The organism is Pelomonas sp. CA6, from assembly GCF_022549225.1.
Classification (GTDB): domain Bacteria; phylum Pseudomonadota; class Gammaproteobacteria; order Burkholderiales; family Burkholderiaceae_C; genus Roseateles.
The window spans coordinates 299951-325580 of the sequence record NZ_JAKZFD010000003.1; the positions used below are offsets into that span (position 1 = coordinate 299951).

The 25630-nt window shown below is 71.6% G+C and carries 19 protein-coding genes; 11 read left to right on the forward strand and 8 right to left on the reverse strand.

Going from position 1 to position 25630, the window contains the following annotated elements; all coding sequences use genetic code 11:
* Nucleotides 1–10 precede the first annotated feature (10 nt).
* A complete protein-coding gene (locus LZ017_RS07360; RefSeq protein ID WP_241395955.1) occupies nt 11–1027 on the reverse strand; it encodes a TRAP transporter substrate-binding protein in 1017 nt (338 codons plus the stop codon).
* Between the two features lie 135 nt (nt 1028–1162).
* On the opposite strand from LZ017_RS07360, the gene LZ017_RS07365 reads away from it, so the two are divergent.
* The 4 genes from LZ017_RS07365 to LZ017_RS07380 all read left to right on the forward strand — a co-directional run bounded on the left by LZ017_RS07365 (nt 1163) and on the right by LZ017_RS07380 (nt 7194).
* Nucleotides 1163–3085 carry a PAS domain S-box protein gene (locus tag LZ017_RS07365; protein ID WP_241395956.1) on the forward strand — a complete coding sequence of 641 codons (1923 nt, stop codon included), beginning with the start codon at nt 1163–1165 and terminating at the stop codon, nt 3083–3085.
* A gap of 12 nt (nt 3086–3097) precedes the next feature.
* The gene (locus LZ017_RS07370) at nt 3098–3730 is read left to right on the forward strand and encodes a response regulator (protein WP_308194065.1); all 633 of its coding nucleotides are present in this window, start codon (nt 3098–3100) and stop codon (nt 3728–3730) included.
* 252 nt (nt 3731–3982) lie between these two features.
* The gene (locus LZ017_RS07375; RefSeq protein ID WP_241395957.1) at nt 3983–6100 is read left to right on the forward strand and encodes a TonB-dependent receptor; all 2118 of its coding nucleotides are present in this window, start codon (nt 3983–3985) and stop codon (nt 6098–6100) included.
* Entirely contained in the window at nt 6097–7194 is a 1098-nt protein-coding gene (locus LZ017_RS07380; protein WP_241395958.1) for a PepSY domain-containing protein, read from the forward strand. Before LZ017_RS07375 ends, LZ017_RS07380 begins: the two co-directional genes overlap by 4 nt.
* 9 nt (nt 7195–7203) lie before the next feature.
* On the opposite strand, the gene LZ017_RS07385 is transcribed toward LZ017_RS07380, so the two are convergent.
* From LZ017_RS07385 to LZ017_RS07400, 4 genes are read right to left on the reverse strand one after another with little or no spacing between them, the layout of a single operon-like run.
* Nucleotides 7204–8472 carry an NRAMP family divalent metal transporter gene (locus LZ017_RS07385; protein ID WP_241395959.1) on the reverse strand — a complete coding sequence of 423 codons (1269 nt, stop codon included), beginning with the start codon at nt 8470–8472 and terminating at the stop codon, nt 7204–7206.
* A gap of 3 nt (nt 8473–8475) precedes the next feature.
* Complete coding sequence (locus LZ017_RS07390) at nt 8476–9699, reverse strand: beta-ketoacyl-[acyl-carrier-protein] synthase family protein (RefSeq protein WP_241395960.1); 1224 nt, start codon at nt 9697–9699, stop codon at nt 8476–8478.
* A 4-nt stretch (nt 9700–9703) separates the two neighbouring features.
* Nucleotides 9704–9973: an acyl carrier protein gene (locus LZ017_RS07395; RefSeq protein ID WP_241395961.1), complete on the reverse strand. Its 270-nt coding sequence runs from the start codon at nt 9971–9973 to the stop codon at nt 9704–9706.
* Between the two features lie 12 nt (nt 9974–9985).
* Nucleotides 9986–10918, reverse strand: a complete 933-nt coding sequence (locus LZ017_RS07400) for a carboxylesterase (protein ID WP_241395962.1) — start codon at nt 10916–10918, stop codon at nt 9986–9988.
* A 155-nt stretch (nt 10919–11073) separates the two neighbouring features.
* Between LZ017_RS07400 and LZ017_RS07405 the strand changes: the two genes are divergently transcribed.
* The 6 genes from LZ017_RS07405 (at nt 11074) to LZ017_RS07430 (ending at nt 16285) form a co-directional block, all read left to right on the forward strand.
* Nucleotides 11074–11760 (forward strand): response regulator transcription factor, encoded by a 687-nt coding sequence (locus LZ017_RS07405; protein WP_241395963.1) that lies wholly within the window; start codon nt 11074–11076, stop codon nt 11758–11760.
* Nucleotides 11757–13157, forward strand: a complete 1401-nt coding sequence (locus LZ017_RS07410) for a sensor histidine kinase (protein ID WP_241395964.1) — start codon at nt 11757–11759, stop codon at nt 13155–13157. Before LZ017_RS07405 ends, LZ017_RS07410 begins: the two co-directional genes overlap by 4 nt.
* Nucleotides 13158–13224: 67 nt before the next feature.
* Entirely contained in the window at nt 13225–13965 is a 741-nt protein-coding gene (locus tag LZ017_RS07415; protein WP_241395965.1) for a c-type cytochrome, read from the forward strand.
* Nucleotides 13962–15248 (forward strand): c-type cytochrome, encoded by a 1287-nt coding sequence (locus tag LZ017_RS07420; RefSeq protein ID WP_241395966.1) that lies wholly within the window; start codon nt 13962–13964, stop codon nt 15246–15248. Before LZ017_RS07415 ends, LZ017_RS07420 begins: the two co-directional genes overlap by 4 nt.
* 156 nt (nt 15249–15404) lie before the next feature.
* On the forward strand, nt 15405–15845 hold the full coding sequence (locus tag LZ017_RS07425; protein ID WP_241395967.1) for an Hsp20/alpha crystallin family protein: 441 nt from the start codon (nt 15405–15407) through the stop codon (nt 15843–15845).
* Between the two features lie 20 nt (nt 15846–15865).
* Nucleotides 15866–16285, forward strand: coding sequence for an Hsp20/alpha crystallin family protein (locus LZ017_RS07430; RefSeq protein ID WP_241395968.1), 420 nt, complete (start codon nt 15866–15868; stop codon nt 16283–16285).
* Nucleotides 16286–16301: 16 nt separating this feature from the next.
* Here the strand turns inward: LZ017_RS07430 and LZ017_RS07435 are convergent, their stop codons facing one another.
* From LZ017_RS07435 to cphA (LZ017_RS07445), 3 genes are read right to left on the reverse strand one after another with little or no spacing between them, the layout of a single operon-like run.
* Complete coding sequence (locus LZ017_RS07435) at nt 16302–18398, reverse strand: FUSC family protein (RefSeq protein ID WP_241395969.1); 2097 nt, start codon at nt 18396–18398, stop codon at nt 16302–16304.
* Nucleotides 18399–18403: 5 nt separating this feature from the next.
* Nucleotides 18404–20983: a cyanophycin synthetase gene (gene cphA / locus LZ017_RS07440; protein ID WP_241395970.1), complete on the reverse strand. Its 2580-nt coding sequence runs from the start codon at nt 20981–20983 to the stop codon at nt 18404–18406.
* A 43-nt stretch (nt 20984–21026) separates the two neighbouring features.
* Nucleotides 21027–23204, reverse strand: a complete 2178-nt coding sequence (cphA, locus tag LZ017_RS07445) for a cyanophycin synthetase (protein ID WP_241395971.1) — start codon at nt 23202–23204, stop codon at nt 21027–21029.
* A 130-nt stretch (nt 23205–23334) separates the two neighbouring features.
* Between cphA (LZ017_RS07445) and LZ017_RS07450 the strand changes: the two genes are divergently transcribed.
* Complete coding sequence (locus LZ017_RS07450) at nt 23335–25617, forward strand: ABC transporter ATP-binding protein (protein WP_241395972.1); 2283 nt, start codon at nt 23335–23337, stop codon at nt 25615–25617.
* Nucleotides 25618–25630: the final 13 nt, after the last annotated feature.

The window sequence follows — 25630 nt, forward strand, 5'->3', positions numbered from 1 at the left end:
CATGTCGGCCTCACTTCGGAGCAACGAAGCCGGCGGCCTTGTAGGCCGCGTCCACCGTGGCCTTGCCCACGCGCGAGGTCATGTCGCGGTGCACCGGCATCAGCGCCTGCTTCCACTCGTTGGCCTCGGCGGCGCTGGGCGTGTAGACGGTGCTCTTGCCGCTGGCCTTGATCTTCTCCAGCGCGGTCGCGTTCTCGGTCTGCGCGATCGCGTTGGCGTAGGTGGTGGCGTCCTTCACCGCGCTGTCCAGCACCGCGCGCAGGTCGGCCGGCAGGCCGTCGTAGAACTTCTTGTTGATGATCAGCGCATAGGCCAGGTGGCCGTGGTTGGACAGCGTGATGTGCTTCTGCACCTCGTAGATCTTCTGCGTGTAGAAGTTCGACGCCACGCCCTCGGTGCCGTCGACGACGCCGGACTGCAGCGCCTGGTACAGCTCGGAGAAGGCCATCACCTGCGGAATCGCACCCAGCGCGCGCATCTGCGCGTCCAGCACCTTGGAGCTCTGGATGCGCATCTTCAGGCCCTTGAAGTCGGCCACCTTGTGCAGCGGCTTGTTGGCCGACATGATGTGGAAGCCGTTGTCCCAATACGCCAGGCCCTTGATGCCCTTGCTCTCCAGCTTGGTGAACAGGTCCTTGCCCAGCGTGTCGGTGGTGTTGCGGAAGGAGGCCTCGTCCTTGAACAGGAAGGGCAGGTCGAAGACCTCGTACTCCTTCACGCCCAGCGGGCCGAACTTGGCCAGCGAGGGTGCCAGCATCTGCACCGAGCCCAGCTGCAGCGCCTCCAGCTCTTCCTTGTCCTTGTAGAGCTGGCTGTTCGGGTAGACCTCGACCTTGATGCGGCCCTTGCTGCGCTCCTCGACCAGTTCCTTCAGGCGCTGCGCGCCCTTGCCCTTGGGCGTGTCGGGCGCGACGACGTGGCTGAACTTGATGACCACGGGCGTCTGGGCCAGCGCGGGCAGGGCAGCGAGTCCGCCCAGGGCCAGGGCGGCCGAGAGCAGGAGGCGGCGGGGCGTGACGAGCTTCATGCGTTGTCTCCGTTGTGCTTGGAATAAGGGCAGGATGAATGCGGCGGATTCTGTGAATTCGCGCGGACAGCGCCCAGTTGTGGACTTCCACACCGCGGAGAAACCCTGGCCGGTTGAGCCCCTAGACTGCGCAGCATGGCCGCGCTGATCCGATTCCTGCGCCAGACCAGTTGGGCCTGGCCACTGCTGCTTTCCATGGGCTTCACCGCCTCGGTGGCGGCCTGGATGCATGCCAGCGAGCGCCATGAGCTTGAAGACGAGCGCCTGACCCTGATCGCCGACGCGCTGACGCTGGAGGCGCGCATCTCCGACTGGCTCAATGCCGAGCAGGCCACCGTGGCGCAGCTGGCGCGCCACCTGCCCGAGCGGCTGGACGAGCCCGCGCTGCTGAGCCAGCCGCAGGTGGCCGAAGGGCTGCGCCGCATGTGGGTCAGCGTCACCGTGCTGGACGAGGCCACCCGCGTGCGCGTCCACGTGCCGCAGCAGATACCGCAGAACGAGATGCCGGGCCGCGAGCGCAGCGGCGTGAGCCTGGACGAGGGCGGGTTGAGCGCGCACTGGAGCACCCAGCTGCCGTCCGGCGGCCGGCTGGTGATCCGCTTCGCACCGACCAGCCTGCTGCGCCAGACCCTGCCCTGGTGGCTGGCGCAGAAGTACGACGTGCGCCTGGTCGACGCCTGGGGCCAGCGCATCGCCCAGGCCGGCGACGCCTTGGCACAGCCCGGCAGCCAGAGCTACCGCGTCAGCCTGGACCCGGCGATGCGCGAGACCTGGCTGGAGCTGAACACGCGCGCCCGCCATGTGCCGTGGTGGCGCACGCTGCCGGCGGTGCTGATGGCGGTCTTCGTGCTGCTGTCGGCGGTGGCCAGCGCGATGCTGCGCCGGCAGATGCGGCGCACCCGCCGCGCGGTGGAAGAGGCGCGCACCGAGGCCGCGTGGCGCCGCGCGATCGAGGACTCGCTGACCGTGGGGCTGCGCGCGCGCGACCTGCAGGGCCGCATCACCCACCTGAACCGCGCCTTCTGCGACCTGGTGGGCTTCAGCGCCGAGGAGCTGATGGGCCGCATGCCGCCCATGCCCTACTGGCCGCCCGACGAGATGGAGGACAGCCTGCGCCGCCACCAGCGCAACATGGCCGGCGGCGCCCCGCGCGAAGGCTACGAGGCGCGCTGGCGCCACAAGGACGGGCGCGTGCTGGACGTGATGATCTTCGAGGCGCCGCTGGTGGACGGGCGCGGCGAGCAGGTCGGCTGGATGGGCTCCATCGTCGACATCGGCGCGCGCAAGCAGGCCGAGGAGCGCGAGCGGCGCCAGACCGAGACCCTGGCCCACCAGGCGCGCCTGAGCATGCTGGGCGAGGTAGCCTCGGCGCTGGCCCACCAGCTCAACCAGCCGCTGGCCGCCATCACCGGCTACAACGGCGGCGCGCTGCGCCTGCTCGAGCAGCACCCCGGCCAGGACCCCATGGTGCTGCAGGCGCTGCGCCGACTGGGCGAGCAGGCCAACGAGGCCGGGCGCATCGTGCAGCGCATCCGCGCCTTCCTGACCCGGCGCGCGCCGCAGCCCGAGCGCTGCGAGGTGACCGAGCTGGTGATCCGCGTGCTGCGCCTGCTCAAGCGCGACCTGCAGGGCGTGCGCCTGGATCTGCAGCTGGCGCCCGAGCTGCCGCCCGTGCAGGCCGACGTGGTGCTGGTGGAGCAGGTGCTGATCAACCTGGTCCGCAATGCGCTGGACGAGCTGCGCGTGCACGCGGCGCCGCAGCTGCGCATCGCCGCCGCGCTGGCCGGGCCGCGCTTCGTGCGCCTGGACGTGGAGGACAACGGGCCCGGGCTGGGCGGGCGCAGCATCGAGCAGCTCTGCACCCCTTTCCACTCCACCAAGCGCGACGGCATGGGCATGGGGCTGACCATTTGCCGCTCCATCGTCGAGGCGCATCATGGCGGCATGGAGGCGGGCGAGAGCACGCTGGGCGGCGCACGCATCAGCTTCACGCTGCCCGTTCATCCCGAGGCAGGGCAGCGCCAGGACGCCGAGGCAGGATCCGCGGCGCAACGATAGGAGGGCAGGGCGGTGAACACGGAAACGGACGGGGCCGTGGTGGTCCATCTGGTCGACGACGAGGCCGCGGTGCGCGACGCGCTGGGCTTTCTGCTGCAATCGCATGGCTTCGCGGTGCAGGCGCACGACGGCGGGCCCGCGCTGCTGGACTGGCTGCAGCGGCATCCGCAGCCGCGCGGCTGCATCGTGCTGGATGTGCGCATGGAGCCGATGTCGGGGCTGCAGGTGCACGACGAACTGCTTGCCCGCGGCGTGCCGCTGCCGGTGATCTTCCTCAGCGGCCATGGCGACATCCCGATGGCCGTCGACGCGCTGCAGAAGGGCGCGCTGGACTTCATCGAGAAACCCTTCAATGACCGCAGCCTGGTCGACAAGGTGCAGCGCGCGCTTCAGCGCGACGGGGAGCGCCAGGCCGAGTCCGGCGAGCTGGCGCTGATCGAGCAGCGCCTGGCTCTGCTGACCGAGCGCGAGCGGGAGGTGGCGACGCGCGTCGCCGCCGGCCGGCTCAACAAGCAGGTGGCCGACGAGCTGGGCATCGCGATGCGAACCGTGGAGGTGCACCGCGCGCGCGCCTTCCACAAGCTGGGCCTGCGCTCCGCGGCCGAGCTGGCGACTTGGCTGGAGCGGCTCGCGCGGCGCGGCTGATCCGGCGGGGCCCGCGCGGGCCGAGGTTGCGTTGGCGCAACGTGAGGCGACATGGGATCTCCGGCGTCTGGATTGGTAAATACAATTGCGAACAATTCGCATTAAAACAATCCAAGCATCATGCTGATCGACGTCGTGGGTGGTCCGCTTCGGGCCGGGTCTTTCTTTGCCTCTTCCTCTCCTGCGGGGCGTGGGTCCCCCCGCGCTGCCGGGGCGCTCAGGCCGCATGCGCGCGCGCTGGCGGTCGGGCTGGTGCTGGGCTTGCCGCTGCTGGTGGCGGCGCAGCCGGCGGACGGCTCCGACGCAGACGCCTCGTCTGCGGCGCCGGCGCAGTCGCTGGAGCGCGTGGTCGTGACCGCGACGCGCGGCAGCAAGGCGATCGAGAAGATCCCCGGCGCGGTGACAGTGATCGCCTCCGAGGAGATCCGCACCCAGACCCTGGTGGCCGAGGACCTTAGCCAGGTGTTGGCGGTGCTGGCGCCCTCGTATGCGCCGTCGCGCCAGAAGCTGACCAGCTTCGGCGAATCCATGCGCGGCCGCAGCGCGCTGCTGCTGTTCGACGGCGTGCCGCAGAGCAACCCGCTGCGCAACGGCGCGCGCGAAGGCTATTTCGCCGACCCCTCGCTGGTCGAGCGCATCGAGGTGATCAGCGGCGCCTCGGCGGTGCAAGGCCTGGGCGCCACCGGGGGCATCATCAACTTCATCTCGCGCACCCCGCGCGAGCCGGGCACGCGCCACAGCGTGGAGCTCAAGTACGGCACCCAGGGCCGCAGCCAGGACGCGCTGTGGAAGGCCGGCTACACGCTGGAACACAAGGCCGATTTCGATCTGCTGCTGCACGTGGGCGGCACGCGGCGCGGGGTCGGCGTCGACGGCAACGGGCAGCGCCTGGGCCTGGAGGCCGTGCAGGGCGACACCCAGGACTCGCGCGCCGGCGACGTCTTCCTGAAGCTGGGGCGCGACTTCGGCGAGCAGCGCCTGCAGTTCTCCTACAACCGCTTCCGCCTGGAGGGCGAGGGCGACTGGAAGCCCGTGCCCGGCGACCGCAAGACCGGCCTGCTGACCGGCGCAGCGCCGGGCACGCCGCCCGGCCAGCCGCCGCGCAACGATGTGCGCACCGCGTCGCTGGAATGGACGCACCAGAACCTGGGCGGCGGCCAGCTGCGCGCGCAGGCCTACAAGCAGGACTTCAGCGCGCTCTATGGCGCGACCGCGGCCACCACCTTCCAGGACGCGGCGATCGCGCCGCCGGGCACGCTGATGGACCAGTCCGAGGTCGTCGCCGACAAGGCCGGGCTCAAGCTCAGCTGGGTGCGGCCCGACCTCTTCGTCAACGGGCTGGAACTGACCACCGGGCTGGACTGGCTGCGCGACACCTCGCAGCAGCGCCTGGCCACCACCGACCGCATCTGGGTGCCGCCGCTGAAGTTCCAGAGCACCGCGCCCTTCGCGCAGCTGGAGTACGAACAGGGGCCGCTGACCCTGCGCGGCGGTCTGCGCTACGAGAGCGCGCGCCTGCGCGTGGACAGCTACAAGACCCTGGCCTACTACAAGAACACCGCGGTGCAGGGCGGCGAGCGCAGCTTCGACCAGTGGGTCAAGAGCCTGGGCGCGGTGTGGCGCCTGGGCGGTGGCTGGTCGACCTTCCTGTCCTACAACGAGGGCTTCGGCCTGCCCGACGTGGGCCTGGTGCTGCGCGCGGTCGCGACGCCCAACCAGTCGGTGGACCGGCTGATTTCGCTGGAGCCGGTGGTCACCGACAACCGCGAGCTGGGCCTGGCCTGGCGCGGCCGGCTGGGCAGCTTCTCGGCCTCGGTCTACGACTCGCGCTCCGACCTGGGCTCGCAGATCCGTGTCGACGCCAACACCGGCGTGGGCGCGGTGCAGCGCGTGCCGGTGCATGTGAAGGGCCTGGAGTTCAGCGGCGAACTCAAGCCCTGGCAGGACTGGAGCTTCTCGGCCAGCTATGCGCGCACGCGCGGCAAGACCGCCGCGCAGGCCGGCGCGCCGATGGACGTGGACCTGGGCGCGCGCTCGCAGGGACCGGACAAACTGGTGCTGGCCGCCGCCTGGCAGTTCGCGCCGCGCGGCCAGGCCCGGCTGCAGGCCACGCGCCTGGCCTCGCGCGAGATCAACCTGGGCCGCGTGGTCGGCACGGCGCGGCTGGAAGAGCGGTTCCAGGGCTACACGCTGGTGGACTTTGCCGCCACCTATGGCACGCGCTGGGGCGACTTCGGTGTCGGCATCGAAAACCTCTTCGACCGCCAGTACGTGGGCTATTACGCGCAGTCCAACCCGGCCGGCACCAACGACGATTACTTCGCCGGCCGCGGACGCACGCTGACGCTGAGCTGGCGGCGCGGCTTTTGAGCGCGCCCAAGCCCGATGCGGCGCGGCGCCGCCTGTGGCTGCGTCTGCACCGCTGGATCTCGCTGGCGCTCGCGCTGCCGCTGATGCTGGTGGCCCTGCTGGGCAGCCTGCTGGTGCTGCTCAAGCCGCTGGATCAGCAGTGGCTGAACCGCGCGCTGTTCCAGGTGCCGGCGGGCGCACAGGCGCCGGACCTGCTGGAACGCAGCCGGGAGCGGCTGCAGGCCGAGTTCGGCGCCGGCAGCGCGCTGACCTTCCGGCCGCCGCGCGAGCCCGGCGAGAGCCTGCGCGTGATCGTGCGTGGCGCCTGGCGCGGCAGCGTCTACCTGGACCCGCGCGACGCGCGGGAGCTGGGCCGGCGCGGCGAGCGCGAAGGCCTCTACAACCTGGTCTTCGCGCTGCACAGCCATCTGCTGCTGGATAAGGCCGGCAAGCCGCTGCTGGCGCTGATCGCGCTGGCCTACGGGCTGCTGCTGGTCGCCGGGCTGGCGCTGTGGTGGCCGCGGCGCTGGCCGCGCCCGTGGACGCGTGCGTTTGCCTGTGCGCTGGACCGCGGCGCCCTGCGCGCCTGCTTCGACCTGCACCGCAGCGGCGGCGTGCTGCTGGGGCTGTTGATCGCCGTGCCGGTGGCCACCGGGGCCTACATGGCCTGGAAGCCACTGGGCGCGGCGGTGAACGCCGTCGCCGGCCGCCAGCCGGCCGCGCCGCCGCGGCTGGGCGACGCGGATGCGGACGCGCCACGGGTGTCGCTGGATGCCATGGTGGCGCGGGCGCAGCAGTCGGTTCCCGGCGCGGCGGTGGGCTTTGTGCAATGGCCGGGCCAGGCCGGCCGGCCGCTGCGCGTGCGCCTGATCCTGCCCGACGATCCGCATCCCAACGGCCTCAGCTCGGTCTGGCTGCACCCGCGCAGCGGCGCCGTGCTGGCACTGCAGCGCTGGGACGCGCTGGATCCCGGCGCGCGCGCCAACAGCGTGGTCTACCCGCTGCACACGGGCGAGCTGGGCGGCTGGGCCTACGAGAGCGTCAATGCCCTGCTGGGCCTCGCGCTGGTGCTGCTGGGCGGCACCGGGCTGTGGCTGTGGTGGCGGCGGCGCTGAGCGGCGCCATCAGCCGCCCAGCAGCGACCACAGCATCGCGCCCACGGTCAGCGCCATCAGCACCGTGGTCAGCCAGCCCAGCACGCTGAGGCGGCGGCCGATCACGTGGTGGCCCATGGCTTCGCGTCGCGTCGCCAGGTGCATCATCACGGCCATGATGGGCACCGAAATCACGCCGTTGAGCACCGCGGACCAGAACAACTCGCGCACCGGATCGACGGGCGTGAAGCACAGCAGCACCCCGCCCAGCGTCGCGGCAGCGACCACGCCGTAGAAGCCCTGGCCTTCGCCCTTGTCCAGGCGCAGGCTCAGGCTGCCTTCCCAGCCCGCGGCCTCGGCCACCGCATAGGCCGCCGAGCCGGCCAACACCGGCACCGCGAGCAGCCCCGTACCGATGATCCCGAGCGCGAACAGCGCGAAGGCCAGCTCGCCGGCCAGCGGGCGCAGCGCCTCGGCGGCCTGGGCCGAGGTCTGGATGTCGGTCACGCCGGCCTGGTGCAGCGTCACCGCGGTGGCGAGCATGATGCACAGCGCGATGCCATTGGAGAAGCCCATGCCCACCAGCGTGTCCCAGCGGATGCGGCGCAGGTGCATCTTCACCTCCTGCGGCGTGTGCGGCTGGCCCGGGCCGGCCTGGCGGTCCTCCATCTCCTGCGCGGCCTGCCAGAAGAACAGATAGGGGCTGATGGTCGTGCCCAGCACCGCGACGATGGTCAGCAGCATCTCGCGGTTCCAGCTCAGGCGCGGCAGCAGCGCCTCGTACGCCACCCGGGCCCAGTCCACGTGCAGCGAGAAGATCACCGCGACATAGGCTAGCAGCCCCAGCGTCAGCCACTTGAGCCAGCGCACATAGTGTCCATAGGGCAGGAAGACCTGCATCACCAGGCACAGCAGGCCGAAGGTCACCGCGTACACATGGGCCGAGCCGCCGACGACCAGGCGCAGCGCCTCGGCCATCGCGGCGATGTCGGCGGCGATGTTCAGCGTGTTGGCCGCCAGCAGCATGCCCACCACGGCCAGCAGCACCGGTCGCGGGAAGTTCTTCTTGATGTTGGCGGCCAGGCCGTGGCCGCTGACATGGCCGATGCGGGCGCTGATCATCTGGATCGCCGTCATTAGCGGCCAGGTCAGCACCAGGGTCCAGAGCAGACCGTAGCCGAACTGCGCGCCCGCCTGCGAGTAGGTGGCGATGCCGCTGGGGTCATCGTCGGCGGCGCCGGTGATGAGGCCCGGGCCCAGCCGATGCAGCGCCTGGCGCAGGCGGGCGAGGGGCCGCATGGCTCAGACGGGCCGCAGCAGCAGCGACACGTTGCTGCCGCCGAAGGCAAAGGAGTTGGACATCAGCGCGCGCGGCGCGATCTCGCGCGGGCCGCCCTGCACCAGGTCGATCAGCTCGCCCAGCTGGCTCTTGCGCACATGGGCGCTGGCGGGCACGCGTCCGCGCCGCAGCGCCTGCACCGTGGCCACCAGCTCCAGCGCGCCGCCGGCGCCGATCAGGTGGCCGTGCAGCGCCTTGGTGGCGCTGACCGCGACGCCGCGCACGCCGAACAGCTCGGCCAGCCCCTGGGCCTCGACGGCATCGCCGACTTCGGTGGCCGTGCCATGGGCATTCACATAGCCGACGTCGGCGGGGTTCAGCTGCGCGTCCGCCAGCGCGGCGCGCATCGCGCGCAGCTGCCCGGCGAGTTCGGGCCGCGACAGGTGAACCGCGTCGACGCTGTGTCCATAGCCCGCCAGCTCCGCGAGCGGCCGGGCGCCGCGGCGGCGGGCATGGCTGGCGGTCTCCAGCACCAGCGCCGCCGCGCCCTCGCCCAGCACCAGGCCGCTGCGGCCGTCGTCGAACGGACGGCAGCTCTGCGCCACGTCCTGGGCATCGGGCGGCGCCATCACGCCCATGGCCCGCCAGGCCAGCACCGAACCATGGTTCAGCATGGATTCCGACCCTCCCACCAGCGCGATCTCGGCGCGACCGCTGCGCAGCAGCAGCAGGGCCTCGCCGATGGCCTGGGCCGACGAGGCGCAGGCATTGGAGAAGGCCAGCATGGCTGCCTGGAGCTGGTAGCGTATCGCGAGATGGGCGGCGGCGGAGTTGCTCATCACCCGGATCACGGTGTAGGGATGGATGCGCGGCGTTTCGCGCGTGAGCATCTCGGTGTAGGACTGCTGCAGCGAGTTGGAACCGCCCAGGCCGGTGCCCCAGGCGCAGGCCGCGCGCTCCGGGTGTTCCACCTGCGCGGGCAGCCCGGCCTGGGTCCAGGCCTCGTCGGCCGCCTGTAGCGCCATCAGGCCGTGGCGGTCATACAGGTTGCGCTGCGCCGGCGGCATGGCCGCGCCCAGCGCCGTTTCCACCGCGGCGGCGGGAAACGGGGCCACGCCATGGGCGGCGTCGCCCGGCTGCAGGCGCACGCCCGAGCGGCCCTGCTCCAGCGCGTCGGCAACGGTTTCGGCGTCCTGGCCCAGCGCGCAGCAGGCGCCCAGGCCGGTGATCCAGACAGCGTCCCGCATGGGCTCAGTGCGCCGGCGTCGAGGCCGTGGCGGCGACGGGCGCCGCGACCAGGCGGTCCACCAGGCCGGCCAGGCCCACCAGCGTGGGGTTGAGCATGGCCTGGTCGTGGTCGATGTTGATGCGGTAGTGGTCTTCGATGGCGAACATGAAGTCCACCAGCATCAGCGAGTCCAGCCCCAGCTCGGTGAAGCTGGTCTCGGCCTGGATTTGTTCGGGCGGCACGCCCAGCTGGGTGCTGGCGATCTGGCGCAGTTGCTCTAGGGTGGTGCTCATGACGGAGTCCTTTCAGGAAAACGCGGGGCCGCGCCAGGCGGGCTGAGCCTCGCCGGAGGGCGCGGTGGACGGGGTCCGACCCTGGCGCAGCGGCGCGGCGGGGGCGGCGAGAGAGACCGGAGACAAGGCTGGCTGCCGTCCGGCCGTGGCGACGGGTACGGTGCGGAGCAGGAAATCGCGCGCTGCGCCGGCCACCGCGACGCGCTCGTTGTCCAGCGTCAGCATGTGATAGCTGTCGTGGAACCAGTGCACCTCGGGCTCGTTGCCCAGGTGCTGCTGCAGGTCGCGCACGGAGCGCGGACCGGCGACATCGTCCTCGCTGGCATGCAGCACGACGGCCGGTGCGTCGATGGCCGGCAGCGCCGCCCGCACATGGCGCAGCAGCCGGCTCGCCTGGTACAGCGACGCGGCCGGCAGCCGGGCGGCGCCCGCCGCCGAAACGCCCAGCTCGGACTGCATGGCCTGCGCCACCCAGGCGCGCAGACGCTCGTTCTTGATGCCATAAGGCGAGGTCTCGCGGAAGCTGAGCCACTGGCGCAGCGGCGGCACATAGGCCAGCGGCAGCAGGCGGCGCCAGGGCGAGACGTTCCAGCCGTCGAAGTGCAGGGTGGTGGACACCAGCAGCAGCGCCGCCGCGCGGCGCCGACGCGCCAGCGCCAGCGCCAGCGTCGCGCCCATGCTCAGCCCGCCCAGCACCACCTGGGAATGCTGCGCGGCCAGCCGGTCGTAATGGGCCTGGGCCATTTCCAGCCAGGCCTCGTAGCGTGGCACGGGCGCACGGCGTCCGTCCTCGGCGCTGACGCCGTAACCGGGCAGCGCGGGGATGTCGACCACATAGCCGGCCTCGCGCAGCACGCGGCCCAGCGGCATCAGTTCCAGCGGGTTGGCGCACAGCCCATGCAGCAACAGCACGGCGGGGCGGGCGGGGTTGGGAGCGGCTTGCATGGCCGGGAGTCTCGCGGGCCTGGGTGTCTGTCACTTGTCGGCAAGCTTTCAGAAACCTGTCGGAAACAATCCGTCCGCCAGGCGCAAGCCCGCCGACAGCTGGCAGCAAGCTTGGCGCGTGACCGCGGCCAGCCGCGGACGATATGCTGTGCGATATGAGAATTTTGCTGGTCGAAGACGATGAATTGCTGGCGGAGTCCACCGCGCGGGCGCTGCGCTCGCAGTCCTGGGTGGTGGACTGCAGCGCGCGTGGCGAACCCGTGCCGCTGTCGCTGCGTCAGGACCGTTACGACCTGCTGATCCTGGACATCGGCCTGGCCGGCATCGACGGCTTCGAAACCCTGCGCCGGGTGCGGCAGCAGGGCAGCAACCTGCCGGTGCTGCTGCTGACGGCGCGCGACGCGGTCGAGGACCGCGTGCGCGGTCTCGAAGGCGGGGCGGACGACTACCTGGTCAAGCCCTTCGCGCTCAGCGAACTGGTGGCGCGTGCGCGTGCGCTGGTGCGCCGCAGCCAGGCGCGCACCGGCAACGAGCTGTGCCTGGGCCTGCTGCGCCTGGACCTGGAGGCGCGGCGCGGCTATGTCGGCGAGGAGCCGCTGGCGCTGTCCGCGCGCGAATGGGAGGTGCTGGGCTTTCTGCTCGCGCGCGCCGGCAAGGTGGTCGCCAAGGAGCAGATCGCCTCGGCCAGCAGCGGCTGGGAGCAGGGCGTCAGTGACAACGCGATCGAAGTCTGCGTTTCGCGCCTGCGCGCCAAGATCGAGCCGGCGGGTCTGCGCCTGCGCACCGTGCGCGGGCTGGGCTATCTGCTGGAGGAAGGCGGAGCCCGGGAAGGCGGGGGGTGAGCAGCACGGAGCGCTCCCCGGGGCGGCCGGCGCCCAGCCTGCGCTGGCGGCTGCTGGCCTGGCTGATCGCGCCGGTGCTGCTCACCGCGCCGCTGCTGGGCTACGGGCTGTACCGCGCGATGCTGGAGGCCGGTGTCGGCTGGCTGGACCAGTCGCTGGGCGATACCGCGCTGGCGCTGGCCAGCCTGGTGCGCGAGCGCGATGGCCAGCTGCTGGTTGAACTGTCCAGCGAGACGGACCGCGCGCTGCGCTTCGACCGCCAGGACCGGGTCTATTTCCTGGTGCTGGATCCACGGGGGCATGTGCTGTATGGCGACCCGCAGCTGCTGGCGCTGCGCGGCAAGCTGCAGCGGCCGCTGACGCGTGGACGCCTGCGCTTCGCGGACGCGCACCAGGAGGGCCAGGCCCTGCGCGTGGCTGCGCTGGAGGCGGCCTGTGGCGCCCAGCAAAGCTGCGCGGTCATGGTGGCCGAGACCCTGCACAAGCGCGACGCGCTGAAGGACCAGCTGTTGCTGGCGATGGGGCTGGTCGGCGCCTCGCTGATCGGGCTGCTGGTCCTGGGCGGCGCGCTGGCCATCGGCCAGGGGCTGCAGCCGCTGGCGCGGCTGGGGGCCGAGATCGAACGCCGCGACCTGGACCGCCTGGACCCGCTGCAGGGCCCGGTCGCCACCGAGCTCAGGCCGCTGATCGCGGCCTTCAACCGCCTGTTCGAGCGCCTTCGCCATGCGGCCGCGGCGCAGCAGGAATTCCTCGCCAATGCGGCCCACCAGCTGCGCACCCCGCTGACCTCGCTGCGCACCGAGATCGACCTCGCGCTGCTGGAGCCGCACGACGCCCAGGTGGAGCCGTTGCTGCGCCGTCTGCAGACCTCGGTGGACCGCAGCGCGCGGCTGGCGCAGCAAATGCTGTCGATCGCGCGTGCCGAGTCCGAGCCGCTGGAGCAGCCGCGCCCCGTGGACCTGCGCGAGATCGCCGCCCAGGTGGCCGAGGACTGGGTGCCGCGCGCGCTGGACGGCGACCTGGACCTGGGTTTCGAGCTGGCACCCGCACCGGCGGTGGGCCAGGCCTTCCTGCTGCGCGAGCTGCTGGAGAACCTGCTGCACAACAGCCTGAGCTATGCCGGCGCCGGGGCCCGCGTCACGGTGCGCAGCCGCTGCGAAGGCGGCGAGGCGCTGCTGGAGGTGGAGGACAACGGCCCCGGCATCGCGCCGGCCGAGCGCGAGCGCGTGCTGCAGCGTTTCCAGCGCGGCGCGCAGACGCAAGGGTCGGGCAGCGGCCTGGGGCTGGCGATCGCGCGCGACATCGCGCAGCGCCACGGCGGTGTGCTGGAGCTGCTGGATCCGCTGCAGGGGCAGGGCCTGCGCGTGCGGTTGCGCATGCCGCGCGCCCCGGGTTGAACCCTCTCCCCCTTCGCGCGTGCGCTGCGCGCGCCCGTGGGCGATGCGCGCTGGTTACAGTGCGGCGATGCGATCCATCTCAAACCCCTGGGCCGCGCTGCTCGCCAGCCTGGCTGTCCTGTGCGGCGCGTCGGTGGCGCGGGCGTCCGAACGTGTGGTGCAGGACAGCATGGCCGAGCGCGTGCAGGCCTGCGTGCTGTGCCATGGCCGCGAGGGCCGGGCGACGCCGCAGGGCTACTTTCCGCGCATCGCCGGCAAGCCAGCCGGGTACCTGTACAACCAGCTGCTGAACTTCCGCGACGGGCGCCGCCCCAATGCGACCATGGCGGGTCTGCTGCGCAACCTGTCCGACGATTACCTGCTGGAGATCGCACAGCATTTCGCCGCGCTGGATCTGCCCTATGCGGCGCCGGCCCCAACCCCCGCGCTGTCCGCGACCGAGCAGGCGCGCGCCCGCGCGCTCGTGCTGCAGGGCGACCGCGCCCGCGAGCTGCCCGCCTGCGCGCAATGCCATGGCGAACGGCTGGGCGGCCGCCAGCCCTTCGTGCCCGGATTGCTGGGGCTGCCGCGCGACTACCTGGTGGCCCAGCTCGGGGCCTGGCAGACCGGCCAGCGCCGCGCGCAGGCGCCGGACTGCATGGCGCGCGTCGCACGCGCGCTCAAGCCCGACGAGGTGGAACTGATGGCGCGCTGGCTGGCCCAGCAGCCGGTGGCCGGTGCGCCGGAACCGGCGCGCGAGTCGCCGCTGCCCATGGACTGCGGCGGCATGGCGACGGCGCCGCAGTCCGCGAAGGAGGGCGCCCGATGAGTCGCCGTCGCCTGCTCACCGGCTTCGCCGTCCTGTTGGCGCTGCTGGCCTTGCTGCCCACGCTGGGCTGGCTGCACGAACTGTGGCTGACGCGCAGCCTGGCTTCCGCGGCGCCGCTGGCGCTGCCGGCCGAGCGCGGCGCGCAGCTGCAGCGCGGCGCCTACCTGGCGCGCATCGGCAACTGCGCCGGCTGCCACACGGCCCGTGGCGGGCCAGCCTATGCCGGCGGCATGGGGCTGCAGACGCCTTTCGGCACCGTGTTCGCCAGCAACCTGACCCCGCATCCGCGCGACGGCCTGGGGGGCTGGAGCGCCGACGATTTCTGGCGCGCGCTGCACCACGGCCGCTCGCGCGACGGCCGCCTGCTCTACCCGGCCTTCCCTTATCCCAGCATGACGCAGATGACGCGCGCCGACGCCGATGCGCTGTTCGCCTGGCTGCAGACCCTGGCGCCAGTGGAGAAGCCCAACCGGCCGCACGAGCTGGACTGGCCCTACCGCAGCCAGACCGCGCTGGCCGTCTGGCGCTTGCTCTATTTCCGCCCCGGCCAGACGCAGCCGGCCGAGATCGAGGCACCGCTGGCGCGCGGCCGCTACCTGGTGCAGGCCGTCGCCCATTGCGCCGAGTGCCACGCGCCGCGCAACCGCTGGGGCGCGCTGCAGGACCTGCCGCGCATGGACGGCGGACTGCTGACCAACGAGATGTGGACCGCGCCGTCGCTGCACGACGCGCGCGAGGCCGGGCTCAAGGTCTGGAGCGAGGCGCAGCTGGCGCAATGGCTGCGCAGCGGCTGGTCGACGCAGGGCGTGGCGCTGGGGCCCATGGCCGGCGTGATCGGCGACAGCCTGCGCCATCTCACGGAGTCCGACGCGCGCGCCATGGCGCAATACCTGCTGAGCCTGCCGGCGGAGAACCCGCCGCGCGCCGTGCCCAAGCCGGCGCCGACGGCGCAGATGCAGCTGGGCGCGCGTGTCTACCGCGACCATTGCGCGAGCTGCCATGGCAGCCAGGGCCAGGGGCTGGGCGCGCATGGAACGCCGGCCTACCCGGCGCTGGCGGGGAACCGGACGGCGTTGCAGGACTCACCGCTGAACCTGCTGCAGGTGCTGGCCAATGGCGCCTATGCGGCGAGCACGCCGGCGCATCCGCGGCCCTATGGCATGCCGCCATTCCGGCATGCGCTCAGCGATGCCGAGCTGGCCGCGGTGGCCAGCTTCGTGCGCCAGTCCTGGGGCAATGCGGCCGCGGCGGTCAGCGAGCTGGAGCTGCGCCGCGTCAAGTGACGGGTGCGGCGAGCCAAGGGCCCCCAAATAGGGCCGTCGCCCCGCCCTTCAAGAGGGGGCGGGGCATTTGTTTGCAGGGTCTTGAAGGCGGCCAGGGCCGCCCCTAGCTGTCGGCTCATGCGGACGATGCGTCCGCGCCGACAGCCAGGAGGCCCCATGTACCGTAGCTTGTTCCCCCGTGATTTGTTTGCCGAGCTCGACCGTCTGCAGCGCGATGCCGGCAGCCTGTTCGACCTGTCGCCCAGCATCCGCGGCAGCAGCCGCGGCGCCTATCCGGCGCTGAATGTGGGCAGTTCCGCCGAGGCGGTGGAGGTCTATGCCTTCGCCCCGGGTCTGGACCCGGCCAGCATCTCGGTGGACCTGGAGCGCGGTGTGCTGAGCCTGTCCGGCGAACGCGCCGCGGCGCTGCCCGCGGGCGAGGATGCCGGCACCAGCTTGCACCAGAACGAGCGCTTCTCCGGTCGCTTCCGCCGCGTCGTCAGCCTGCCCGACGACATCGACGCCGACAGCGTCAACGCCAGCTACCGTGACGGCGTTCTGCGCGTCAGCATCCGCCGCCGCGCGCCGCAGCAGGCCCGCCGCATCAACGTCCAGTGAACGCGCAGGAGATCCCGACCATGAACACCCTGACCCCGACCCCACACCAACACCCGGCTCAGCCGCAGTCGTCTTCGCCCGCGCAGACCGAGCGCGGCGCGCGTGCCGAGCCCGCGCTGCTGCCGCCGGTGGACGTCATCGAGGACGCCCAGGGCATCACCCTCTATGCCGACCTGCCCGGCGTGCCGCGCGAGCTGCTCAGCCTGCAGGTGGACGGCGACCAGTTGCTGGTCGAGGCGCAGATGCGCCTGGATCTGCCGCAGGGCCTGAGCCCCAGCCATGCCGAAGTGTCGCTGCAGCGCTACCGGCGCGCCTTCACGCTGAGCAAGGAGCTGGATGCGCAGCAGATCTCCGCCGAACTCAGCCAGGGCGTGCTGCGCGTGCGCATCCCCAAGGCGGCGCATGCCCAGCCGCGCCGCATCCAGGTGCAGCTCGGCTGAGCGAGCCGGAGCGGCCTCAGTCGCGCAGCTGCTGCAGCGCGGCCTCGGCCGCCTGGCCGGCGCGCGCGGCGTCGTCCAGGCTGACCTTGAGCCGGCGCAGCAGCCAGGGCCTGAGGTCGGTGCCCGGATCGGACATGGGCAGCAGGCTCCAGTCCTGCAGCGCCTGGATGGGGTGGGGGACCGGCTCCTGCCCCGCCAGCGCGCGCTGCAGCGCGGCCGAATGCGTGGGCAGGCGCTGCGCGATGTCGCCCAGCGCGTCGCTGCGGCGCAGCAGGCTCTGGCGCACCATGGACAGGTGGGCCATCAGCCGGTAGCCGTGGTCCAGCAGCGTGTTCAAGGCCTGTTGCGGCGGCTGCACGCGGCGCGGTTCGGCGCCGCTGCGCTTGAGCGCTGCCGACAGCGCGTCCAGCGCGTCGTAGGCCTGGCGCCGCGCCAGGCGCTGGGCCATGCCCTCGGCCGGAATCAGGGCCAGTTCGGCATAGCGCTGCAGCGCGGCGCGGGTGCGCAGCACCGCGCGCGGCAGGTTGCGCCGCTCCCAGGCCGGCAGCACATAGCTGAAGCCCCAGGCCAGCGCAGCGCCCAGCACCGTGTCCGCCAGGCGCTCGCCGATGGCCAGGCCCAGCGTGGGGTTGGCCAGATGGGCCTGCAGCAGCGCCATGATGGTGGCGGCGGTGGCCGTGATCAGGTAGCGGCGCGACACATAGGCATGGGCCAGGCCCACACAGGCCTGCAGCACCAACGCCCACAGCCAGGGCGACGGGATCTGCGCCAGCGCCAGCACCAGCGCGCAGCCCAGCACCGTGCCGGCGACGCGCAGGTTGCGCCGCGCCAGGGTCTGGTCCAGGCTGCCGCGCAGCACCACGGCCACCGACAGCACCAGCCAGTGCGGATGCGAGGCCCAGGGCAGCACCAGCGCGATCGCATAGGCGCAGGACAGCGCCAGCGCGCTGCGCAGCGCATGGCGCAGCACCGGTGAGTCCAGGTGCAGCTGGGCGCTCAGCGCAGCCAGCGGCCAGCCTTCCGGCGCGGTGAACTGGCGCAGCTGCGCGGCCTCCAGCGGCAGCGGCGGCGGCGGGCGCGACGGGTCCAGCAGCGCCACCATCGCGTTCAGCTCCACATCCAGATGCCGCAGCCGGTCCTGCAGCGCCAGCTGCAGGCGCTGGCGGGTGTCCTGCGGCGGCAGGGCCTGCCAGTCAGGCGCGCGCGGCACCGGCGCCGGCGCGGCGCGGCCGTCCAGCAGCGCGTCGCGGCAGTGCTGCAGCGTCAGCGCCATGTCGCGCAGGCGCTGCACCAGCGTGTCGCGCAGGCGCTGGCCCACCGGGTCTTCGCCCAGCAGCTCCAGGTCCAGCCGGCTCGCCAGTAGCAGGTCGCGCAGCTCGATCGCATGCAGCAGCAGCGCCGCCTCGCGCGGGCATTGCTGGGCGTCGGGGAAGAGCAGGTCGCGCGCGGCCTGCAACTGCTCGGCCAGCTGCGATTCATTGCCCAGCCAGTCGTTCATCGCCGCGGCGCCGCCGCCGCTGGACAGCAGGGCGGCGCGGCCGGTCAGCAGCTGGGCCAGCCCGTCCAGCGCCTGGGCCAGCGCGAGCACGCGGTAGCGCCGCTGCAGCAGCCGGCTGCTCAGGCCCGCCCAACCCAGGTAGAGCAGCACACCGGTGCCGCAGGCGCCCAACACCAGCGGCCAGGGCAGCGCGGGCCAGGACAGCGCGAACACCAGCGCCAGGATGGGCGCGAAGGAGACGGCCGCGGCGCGCAGCCCCCAGCTCAGGCACAGCGCGCCGACCAAGCCCACGCCGCCGACCAGCAGCGCCACCGCGGCGGCCCAGGGGTCCAGCAGCGTGGCCAGCACGCTGCTGCCCAGCGCCAGCAGCCCGCCGGTGGCGACGCGCTTGAGGTTGCGACGCGGATGGCCGGGCGTGTCGGCCAGGCTGGCGACGATGGCCGCGGCCATCGCCAGCTGGGCCGCCATCGCGGCCTGGGCGCCGGGCCACAGCGCGGCGACCAGGGCATGGACCAGCGCCACGCCCAGCGCGACGCTGAGTCCGTTCCAGACGTGCGCGGGCCAGCGCCGCGTGCGGGCCCTCAGCCCCGCCGGCGTTCCGGGGGGCGTGCCCACGGGAGTCAAGCTTCCTGGATGCGCCGGGCCAGGTGGGCCAGCGCCTCTTCCACCTGGTCGACCAGCACCAGGCACAGGTCGCCCGGCTGCAGCCGCTCCAGCGCCCGGTCAATGGCGACGAATTCGCCGCGGATCTCCTCGATGTGCTTGGTGCGCGCGGCGTTCTGCAGGCCTTCGCGCAGCAGTGCCAGCACCTCGCCGTCCTCGCGGCCGCGCTGGCAGGCGTCCTGGAACAGGATGGCCTCGTCGAAGGCGTCGCCGAGGATCTGGGTCTGGACGCGGATGTCCTCGTCGCGGCGGTCGCCGGCACCGGAGATCACCACCGAGCGCTTGTGCGCCGGCATCGCCTGCACGGCGGCCACCAGCGCGCGCATCGCGTCGCCGTTGTGGCCGTAGTCGGCGATCACGGTGGCGCCGCGGTAGTCCATCACGTTGAAGCGGCCGGGCACGTTGTCGGAGTCGCTGTTGAAGCTGGCCAGGCCGCGCTTGATCGTGTCCCAGTCCAGCCCCACGCCCCAGGCGGCGGCGACGGCGGCCATCGCGTTCTCGACCTGGAAGGGGATGCTGCCGGCGCGCGTAAACGGGATGTCGCGCAGCGGGATGGACTCGCGCCAGGCGCCCTGCGCGGCCACCAGGTGGTCGCCGTCGACGTAGACACAGCGCTTGCCCTGGGCGCGGTGGGTGGCCATCAGCGGATGGTGGCGGTCGCTGGCGAAGAAGATCACCTGGCCGGGGCAGACCGCAGCCATGTTGGCGACCACCGGGTCGGCCGCGTTGAGCACCGCATAGCCGTTCGCGGCCACGTTCTGCACGATCACGCGCTTGACCAGGGCCAGTTCCTCGACGGTGTTGAGGAAGTTCATGCCCAGGTGATCGCCCTCGCCGAGGTTGGTGACCACCGCGACCTGGCAGCGGTCGAAGCCCAGGCCCTCGCGCAGGATGCCGCCACGGGCGGTCTCGAACACCGCGGCCTCGACGTCCGGGTGCATCAGCACGTTGCGCGCGCTCTTCGGGCCGGAGCAGTCGCCGCTGTCGGTCTGGCGGCCGTCGACATAGACGCCGTCGGTGTTGGTCATGCCCACGCGCAGGCCCAGCGTCGCGAACATGTGCGCGATCAGCCGGCTGGTGGTGGTCTTGCCATTGGTGCCGGTCACCGCGACGACGGGGATGCGGCCGTCCTCGGCCTTGTGGCCGGTGCCGAACAGGCTGGCGATGATGGCTTCGCCGACGTTGCGGCCCTTGCCGTAGGACGGCGACAGGTGCATGCGCAGCCCCGGCGCGGCGTTGACCTCGACGATGCCGCCGCTTTGTTCCTCCAGCGGGCGCAGCACGCTCTCGGCGACCACGTCGACGCCGCAGACATGCAGACCGACGATCTGCGCCGCCGCGATGGCGCGCGCGGCGACCTCGGGGTGGACGTCGTCGGTCACGTCGGTGGCGGTGCCGCCGGTGGACAGGTTGGCGTTGTTGCGCAGGATCACGCGCCGGCCCTTTTCAGGCACCGAGTCGGGGGTCAGGTCTTGCAGCGCCAGGCGCGCGATGGCGATGTCGTCGAGGCGGATCTTGGTCAGCGAGGTCGCGTGGCCGTCGCCGCGCCGCGGGTCCTCGTTGACCTTGGCGACGAGCTGGCGCACGGTCTGCTGGCCGTCGCCGATCACGTTGGGCGGGTCGCGCCGCGCCGCCGCGACCAGCTTGTCGCCGACCACCAGCAGCCGGTAGTCGCTGCCGGGCAGGAACTTCTCGACCATGACCTGGCCGATCTCGTCGGCCGACTTGTAGGCCACCGCCATGTGCTCGCGCGTGGCGACGTTGACGGTCACGCCCTTGCCCTGGTTGCCGTCCTGCGGCTTCACCACCACGGGCAGGCCGATTTCCAGCGCCGCGGCCCAGGCGTCATCGACCGAATCCACCGGCCGGCCGGTGGGCACGGGCACGCCGGCCGATTCGAGCAGGCGCTTGCACAGGTCCTTGTCCTGCGCGATGGACTCGGAAACGGCGCTGGTGGCGTCGACCTCGGCGGCCCAGATGCGGCGCTGCTTCACGCCCCAGCCCAGCTGCACCAGGCTGCCCTGGGTCAGGCGGCGGAAGGGGATGCCGCGCTTGACCGCGGCGTCGACGATGGAGCCGGTGGACGGGCCCAGGCGGATGTCCTCGTCGGTCTCGCGCAGCTGCGCGATCACCGCGTCGGCATCGAAGCTGCCGCCGGACAGCGCGGCGTTGACGAGTTCGCTGGCGCGCTCGAACGCCATGCGGCCGACGTCTTCCTCGCTGTACTCGACGACAACCTGGTAGGTGCCCGCCTCGGCGGTCACCTGGGTGTGGCTGTAGGTCACCGGGCAGCCGGCCTGGGCCTGCAGCGCCAGCGCGGCCTGTTCCAGCACATGGGCCAGCGACAACGGCGTCTGCTGGCTGTTGCTGGGCTGCAGCGGTCCGATCGCGGGGAACAGCGCGCGCAGTCGCGCCTCGAAACCGGGCAGCCCGGACATGGCGCGTTCGGCCGGCTCGCACAGGACCACCGCTTCGATGGCGGTGTGGCGGCTCCACATGTTGGGGCCGCGCAGGGCGCGGATGCGTGAGACTTGCATGGTGTGGCGAAGTGGGTGTTCTCGAAAGGATGGCGCGCGCTTGTTACGGCAGTGCGGGCACGAAGGTGTCCAGGCCGGCGGAGATCAGCTCCGGCGAGACGCCCAGCGCCCAGGCCGTGGCCACCGCGGCCAGCACCACCTCGGCCTCGACCGGCTGACCGGCGGCGGCGAAGCGGGCCTGCAGCTGTTCGACATTGGCGCCCGACGTCTCGGCGCCGCCCTGGGCCAGCACCGCGGCGCCGCCCTGCAGGAAGACCGCGCGGCCGTCCCTGTCGCGGTGCTGGGTGATCGCGTCCAGGCCGCCGTCCAGCGCGTAGAACACGACCTCGCCATCGGACAGCTCGGCCATCTGGACCAGCTGCGGGTGGGCGGCGTTGAGCACGGCGGCGCCGTCGGGCAGCACCACGTCGACCTGGGTGCGCAGCACCTTGTACAGCTGCTCGTCGCTGCGGATGTCATGGGCTTCGAGCTGCGCGAGGCCGCCCATGTCCATCACCACGCCGACATGGCAGCGGTCGTAGGCCAGGCCGTGTTCCAGAATGCTGGCGGCGCCGTTCTCGGTGACGATGGCGTCCACCGAGCGGTTCATCAGCAACCGGTGCGCGGCGGCCCAGTGGGCGCAGTCGCGGCGCTCGACGCGGCGGGTGCCCAGGAACAGCCCGTCGCCGCAGGCCAGGCCCACGTGGCGGCCGTTCAGGTGCAGCAGCCAGGCCACCAGGCGCGCCACCTGGGCGCCACCGCTGGAGCCGGCCACGCCGACGATGGGCACGCGGCCATTCTCGTCAGCGGCGAACAGGTGGTCGATGATGGCTTGGCCGACCGGCTGGGGCATGCCCTCGGCCGGCTTCAGGTGCATCAGCAGGCCGGGCCCGGCATTGACCTCGACGATGGCGCCGCCGGTCTCGCTCAGCGGCTTGCTGATGTCGGTCGTGACCAGGTCCACGCCGGCGATGTCCAGCCCCACGGTGCGCACGGCCAGCGACACCGCATGCGCCACCTCCGGGTGGACCAGCGGCGTGCAGTCGTTCGCGACATTGCCGTTGCGCTGCACCAGCACGCGCCGGCCGGCCTCGAGTACCGAGTCGCCGGTCAGGCCCTGGCGCTGCAGGTCCAGCAGCACGACGGCGTCTTCGCGGATGTTGATGCGGTTGAGCGGGAAGTCCTCGGTCAATCCGCGGCGCGGATCGCTGTTGATCTGCAGGTCGATCAGCTCGATGACCGTATGCTGGCCGTCGCCGGCGATCCAGGCTTCCTCGCCGCGTGCCGCAGCGACCACCTGGCCACCGACCACCAGCAGGCGGTGCTCCATGCCGGGGATGTAGCGCTCCACCAGCACCTCGGAGCCTTCCTTCTCGGCGAGCTCGAAGGCCTGCATCACGTCTTCGCGCCGGCGCAGGTCCAGCGTGACGCCACGGCCGTGGTTGCCGTCCGAGGGCTTGACCACCACCGGCAGCCCCAGGTCCTCGGCGACCTCCCAGGCCTGTTCGGCGCTCTTCACCGGCTGGCCTTCCGGCACCGGCACGCCGACCGCCTTCAGCAGGCTCTTGGTCAGGTCCTTGTCGCCGGCGATGCTCTCGGCGATCGCGCTGGTCATGTCGGTTTCGGCGGTCCAGATGCGGCGCTGGCGGGCGCCATAGCCCAGCTGCACCAGGTTGCCGTCATTGAGGCGGATGTGCGGAATGCGCCGGTCGGTGGCCGCGGCGACGATGGCGGCGGTGGACGGGCCCAGGTAGCAGTCGTCCAGCTTGTCGCGGATCGCGTTGACCGCGGCGGCGACGTCGAACGGTTCGTCGTTGATGGTGGACATCAGCAAACGGTGGCCATGCTCCAGCGCGCAGCGCGCCACCTGCTCGTCACGGGCACGGAAGACCATGCGGTAGACGCCGGTCTGCGAGGTGGAGCGGGTCTGGCCGAAGCCGGTGGGCATGCCCGACAGGTTCAGCAGCTCAATGACGATGTGCTCCAGCACATGGCCCATCCAGGTGCCGCCGGTGAGGCGCTGCAGGAAACCGCCGCGCTCGCCGACGCCGCAGTGGTGCTCGATCAGCGCCGGCAGCCGTTCGGTGAGCCGCTCGTTGAAGCCGGCAATGGTGTTGGAGGGGAATTCCTCCAGCTCTCCCAGGTCCAGCCAGGTTTCCAGCACCGGCCGGTAGGTCCACATGTTGGGTCCGCGCAAGTAGTTGATGCGCAACAGCTTGATGTCTTGGAATCGTCTGCTCATGAGGAAGAGGGCGAGATGAAGGGCGTGGCCGTCAGGGAAACGCAAAACGTCATTGTGCGCTTAAGCGAAAATCCCGCCAAAGATTCGCCGCCCTCGCGGGCAACTCGCACAATTCGACAACACAGACACGATGCAGCATCCACATTCGGCGGCGGCGCCCGGTCAGCACCCGGCATGGGCAGAGATCCAGAAGCGCCTGAGTCCAGGCGAGAACGTTTGTGGCGGCCTCGAGGTTGACCTCGATGCCCGCATGCACTTCTCGCCCTGCCTGCTGGCCTTCACCGAACGACGCCTGATCGCCTGGGACTGCGCCAGTGGCGTCCTGCAGGACTGGCCGCTGCGGGCGGGCATGCGGCTGCGCATCTCGGACCAGTCCGGGCTGGGACAGCTGGACCTGATGGACGAACGCGGCCGCCAGGCCCTGTGGCGCTTCACGCTCAAGGTCAACCTGCAGGCGCAGCGCTTCGAGGAGGCCTTCAACCACCGCGACCAGGGGCAGGATGTGCAGGCCGACGAGGCCCAGCTGTGCCCCAGCTGCCAGGCGGTGCTGCCCGAGGGCAGCGAGGAATGCCCCAGCTGCCAGCGCGAGCTGCACACGCCGCCGTCCACCTGGGTGCTGCTGCGCCTGTGGCGCTTCGCCAGGCCCTACCAGGGTCAGTTGTTGCTGGGCTTCCTGCTGATGATGGGCGCCACCGGCGCGACCCTGGTCTCGCCCTACCTGACCATGCCCTTGATGGACAAGGTGCTGATCCCGTTCCAGAACGGCCAGCAGATCGACCCCGGCCTGGTGGCGATGTACCTGAGCGGCCTGCTGGGCGCGGCGCTGGTGTCCTGGGTGCTGGGCTGGGCCAAGACCTACATCCTGGCCCTGGTGTCCGAGCGCATCGCGGCCGACCTGCGCACGGCGACCTTCGAACACCTGCTCGGGCTGTCGCTGGAGTACTTCGGCTCCAAGCGAACCGGCGACCTGATGAGCCGCATCGGCTCCGAAACCGATCGCATCAGCGTCTTTCTGTCCTTGCATGCGCTGGACTTCATCACCGACGTGCTGATGCTGGTGATGACGGCCCTCATCCTGTTCTCCATCAACCCCTGGCTGGCGCTGGCGACGCTGCTTCCGCTGCCCTTCATCGCCTGGATGATCCATCTGGTGCGCGACCGGCTGCGCACTGGCTTCGAGAAGATCGACCGCGTCTGGGGCGAGGTGACCAGCGTGCTGGCCGACACCATTCCCGGCATCCGCGTCGTGAAGGCCTTCGCGCAGGAGCGCCGCGAGGCGCAGCGCTTCAAGGACGCGAACGCGCACAACCTGGCCGTCAACGACAAGCTGAACAAGACCTGGAGCCTGTTCTCGCCCACGGTGGCACTGCTGACCGAGATCGGCTTGCTGGTGGTCTGGGCCTTCGGCATCAGCCTGATCGCCGGCGGCCAGATCACCGTCGGCACGCTGACCGCCTTCATCGCCTACATCGGCCGCTTCTACGGCCGGCTGGACTCGATGAGCCGCATCGTCTCGGTGACGCAGAAGGCCGCGGCCGGCGCCAAGCGCATCTTCGACATCCTGGACCACCAGTCCAACGTGCCCGAACCCAGCAACCCGGTGCAGCTGGCGTCGGTGCAGGGCGGCATCATGCTGCAGGACATCGGCTTTCGCTACGGCAATCGCAGCGTGATCCGGGGCCTGAACCTGGAAATCAAGCCCGGCGAGATGATCGGCCTGGTGGGTCACAGCGGCTCGGGCAAGAGCACGCTGGTGAACCTGATCTGCCGCTTCTACGACGTGACCGAAGGCGCGATCAAGGTGGACGGCGTGGACCTGCGCCGCTTCCGCCTGGCGGACTTCCGCCGCCACATCGGTCTGGTGCTGCAGGAGCCCTTCCTGTTCTTCGGCACCATCGCCGAGAACATCGCCTACGGCAAGCCGGGCGCGACGCGCGAGGAGATCGTCGCCGCGGCGCGCGCCGCGCATGCGCACGAGTTCATCCTGCGCCTGCCGCAGGGCTATGACTCGCTGGTCGGTGAGCGCGGCCAGGGCCTGTCCGGTGGCGAGCGCCAGCGCATCTCCATCGCGCGCGCACTGCTGATCGACCCGCGCATCCTGATCATGGACGAGGCCACCTCGGCGGTGGACACCGAGACCGAGAAAGAGATCCAGAAGGCGCTGGACAACCTGGTGCGGGGCCGCACCACGATCGCGATCGCCCACCGCCTCTCCACGCTGCGCAAGGCCGATCGCCTGGTGGTGATGGACCGCGGCGAGATCGTCGAGGTGGGCCCGCACGACGAGCTGATCGAAAAACAGGGCGCCTACTGGCGCCTGTGGGAGGCGCAGGCCCGGCGCGTCGAGGCCGAGGGCGAAGGCGGTTTGATCGTCGTCGCACCGAATGCCAACGCCCACACCGCCAATGCCTGACGAGGACGCAGCG

Bases quoted from the DNA above. Each gene is read 5' to 3' on its own strand.
- LZ017_RS07400 (WP_241395962.1), bottom strand. From the start codon at position 10,918: ATGCAAGCCGCTCCCAACCCCGCCCGCCCCGCCGTGCTGTTGCTGCAT.
- LZ017_RS07360 (WP_241395955.1), bottom strand. From the start codon at position 1,027: ATGAAGCTCGTCACGCCCCGCCGCCTCCTGCTCTCGGCCGCCCTGGCC.
- LZ017_RS07405 (WP_241395963.1), top strand. From the start codon at position 11,074: ATGAGAATTTTGCTGGTCGAAGACGATGAATTGCTGGCGGAGTCCACC.
- LZ017_RS07425 (WP_241395967.1), top strand. From the start codon at position 15,405: ATGTACCGTAGCTTGTTCCCCCGTGATTTGTTTGCCGAGCTCGACCGT.
- LZ017_RS07390 (WP_241395960.1), bottom strand. From the start codon at position 9,699: ATGCGGGACGCTGTCTGGATCACCGGCCTGGGCGCCTGCTGCGCGCTG.
- cphA (WP_241395970.1), bottom strand. From the start codon at position 20,983: ATGCAAGTCTCACGCATCCGCGCCCTGCGCGGCCCCAACATGTGGAGC.
- LZ017_RS07415 (WP_241395965.1), top strand. From the start codon at position 13,225: ATGCGATCCATCTCAAACCCCTGGGCCGCGCTGCTCGCCAGCCTGGCT.
- LZ017_RS07420 (WP_241395966.1), top strand. From the start codon at position 13,962: ATGAGTCGCCGTCGCCTGCTCACCGGCTTCGCCGTCCTGTTGGCGCTG.
- LZ017_RS07450 (WP_241395972.1), top strand. From the start codon at position 23,335: ATGCAGCATCCACATTCGGCGGCGGCGCCCGGTCAGCACCCGGCATGG.
- cphA (WP_241395971.1), bottom strand. From the start codon at position 23,204: ATGAGCAGACGATTCCAAGACATCAAGCTGTTGCGCATCAACTACTTG.
- LZ017_RS07385 (WP_241395959.1), bottom strand. From the start codon at position 8,472: ATGCGGCCCCTCGCCCGCCTGCGCCAGGCGCTGCATCGGCTGGGCCCG.
- LZ017_RS07395 (WP_241395961.1), bottom strand. From the start codon at position 9,973: ATGAGCACCACCCTAGAGCAACTGCGCCAGATCGCCAGCACCCAGCTG.
- LZ017_RS07365 (WP_241395956.1), top strand. From the start codon at position 1,163: ATGGCCGCGCTGATCCGATTCCTGCGCCAGACCAGTTGGGCCTGGCCA.
- LZ017_RS07430 (WP_241395968.1), top strand. From the start codon at position 15,866: ATGAACACCCTGACCCCGACCCCACACCAACACCCGGCTCAGCCGCAG.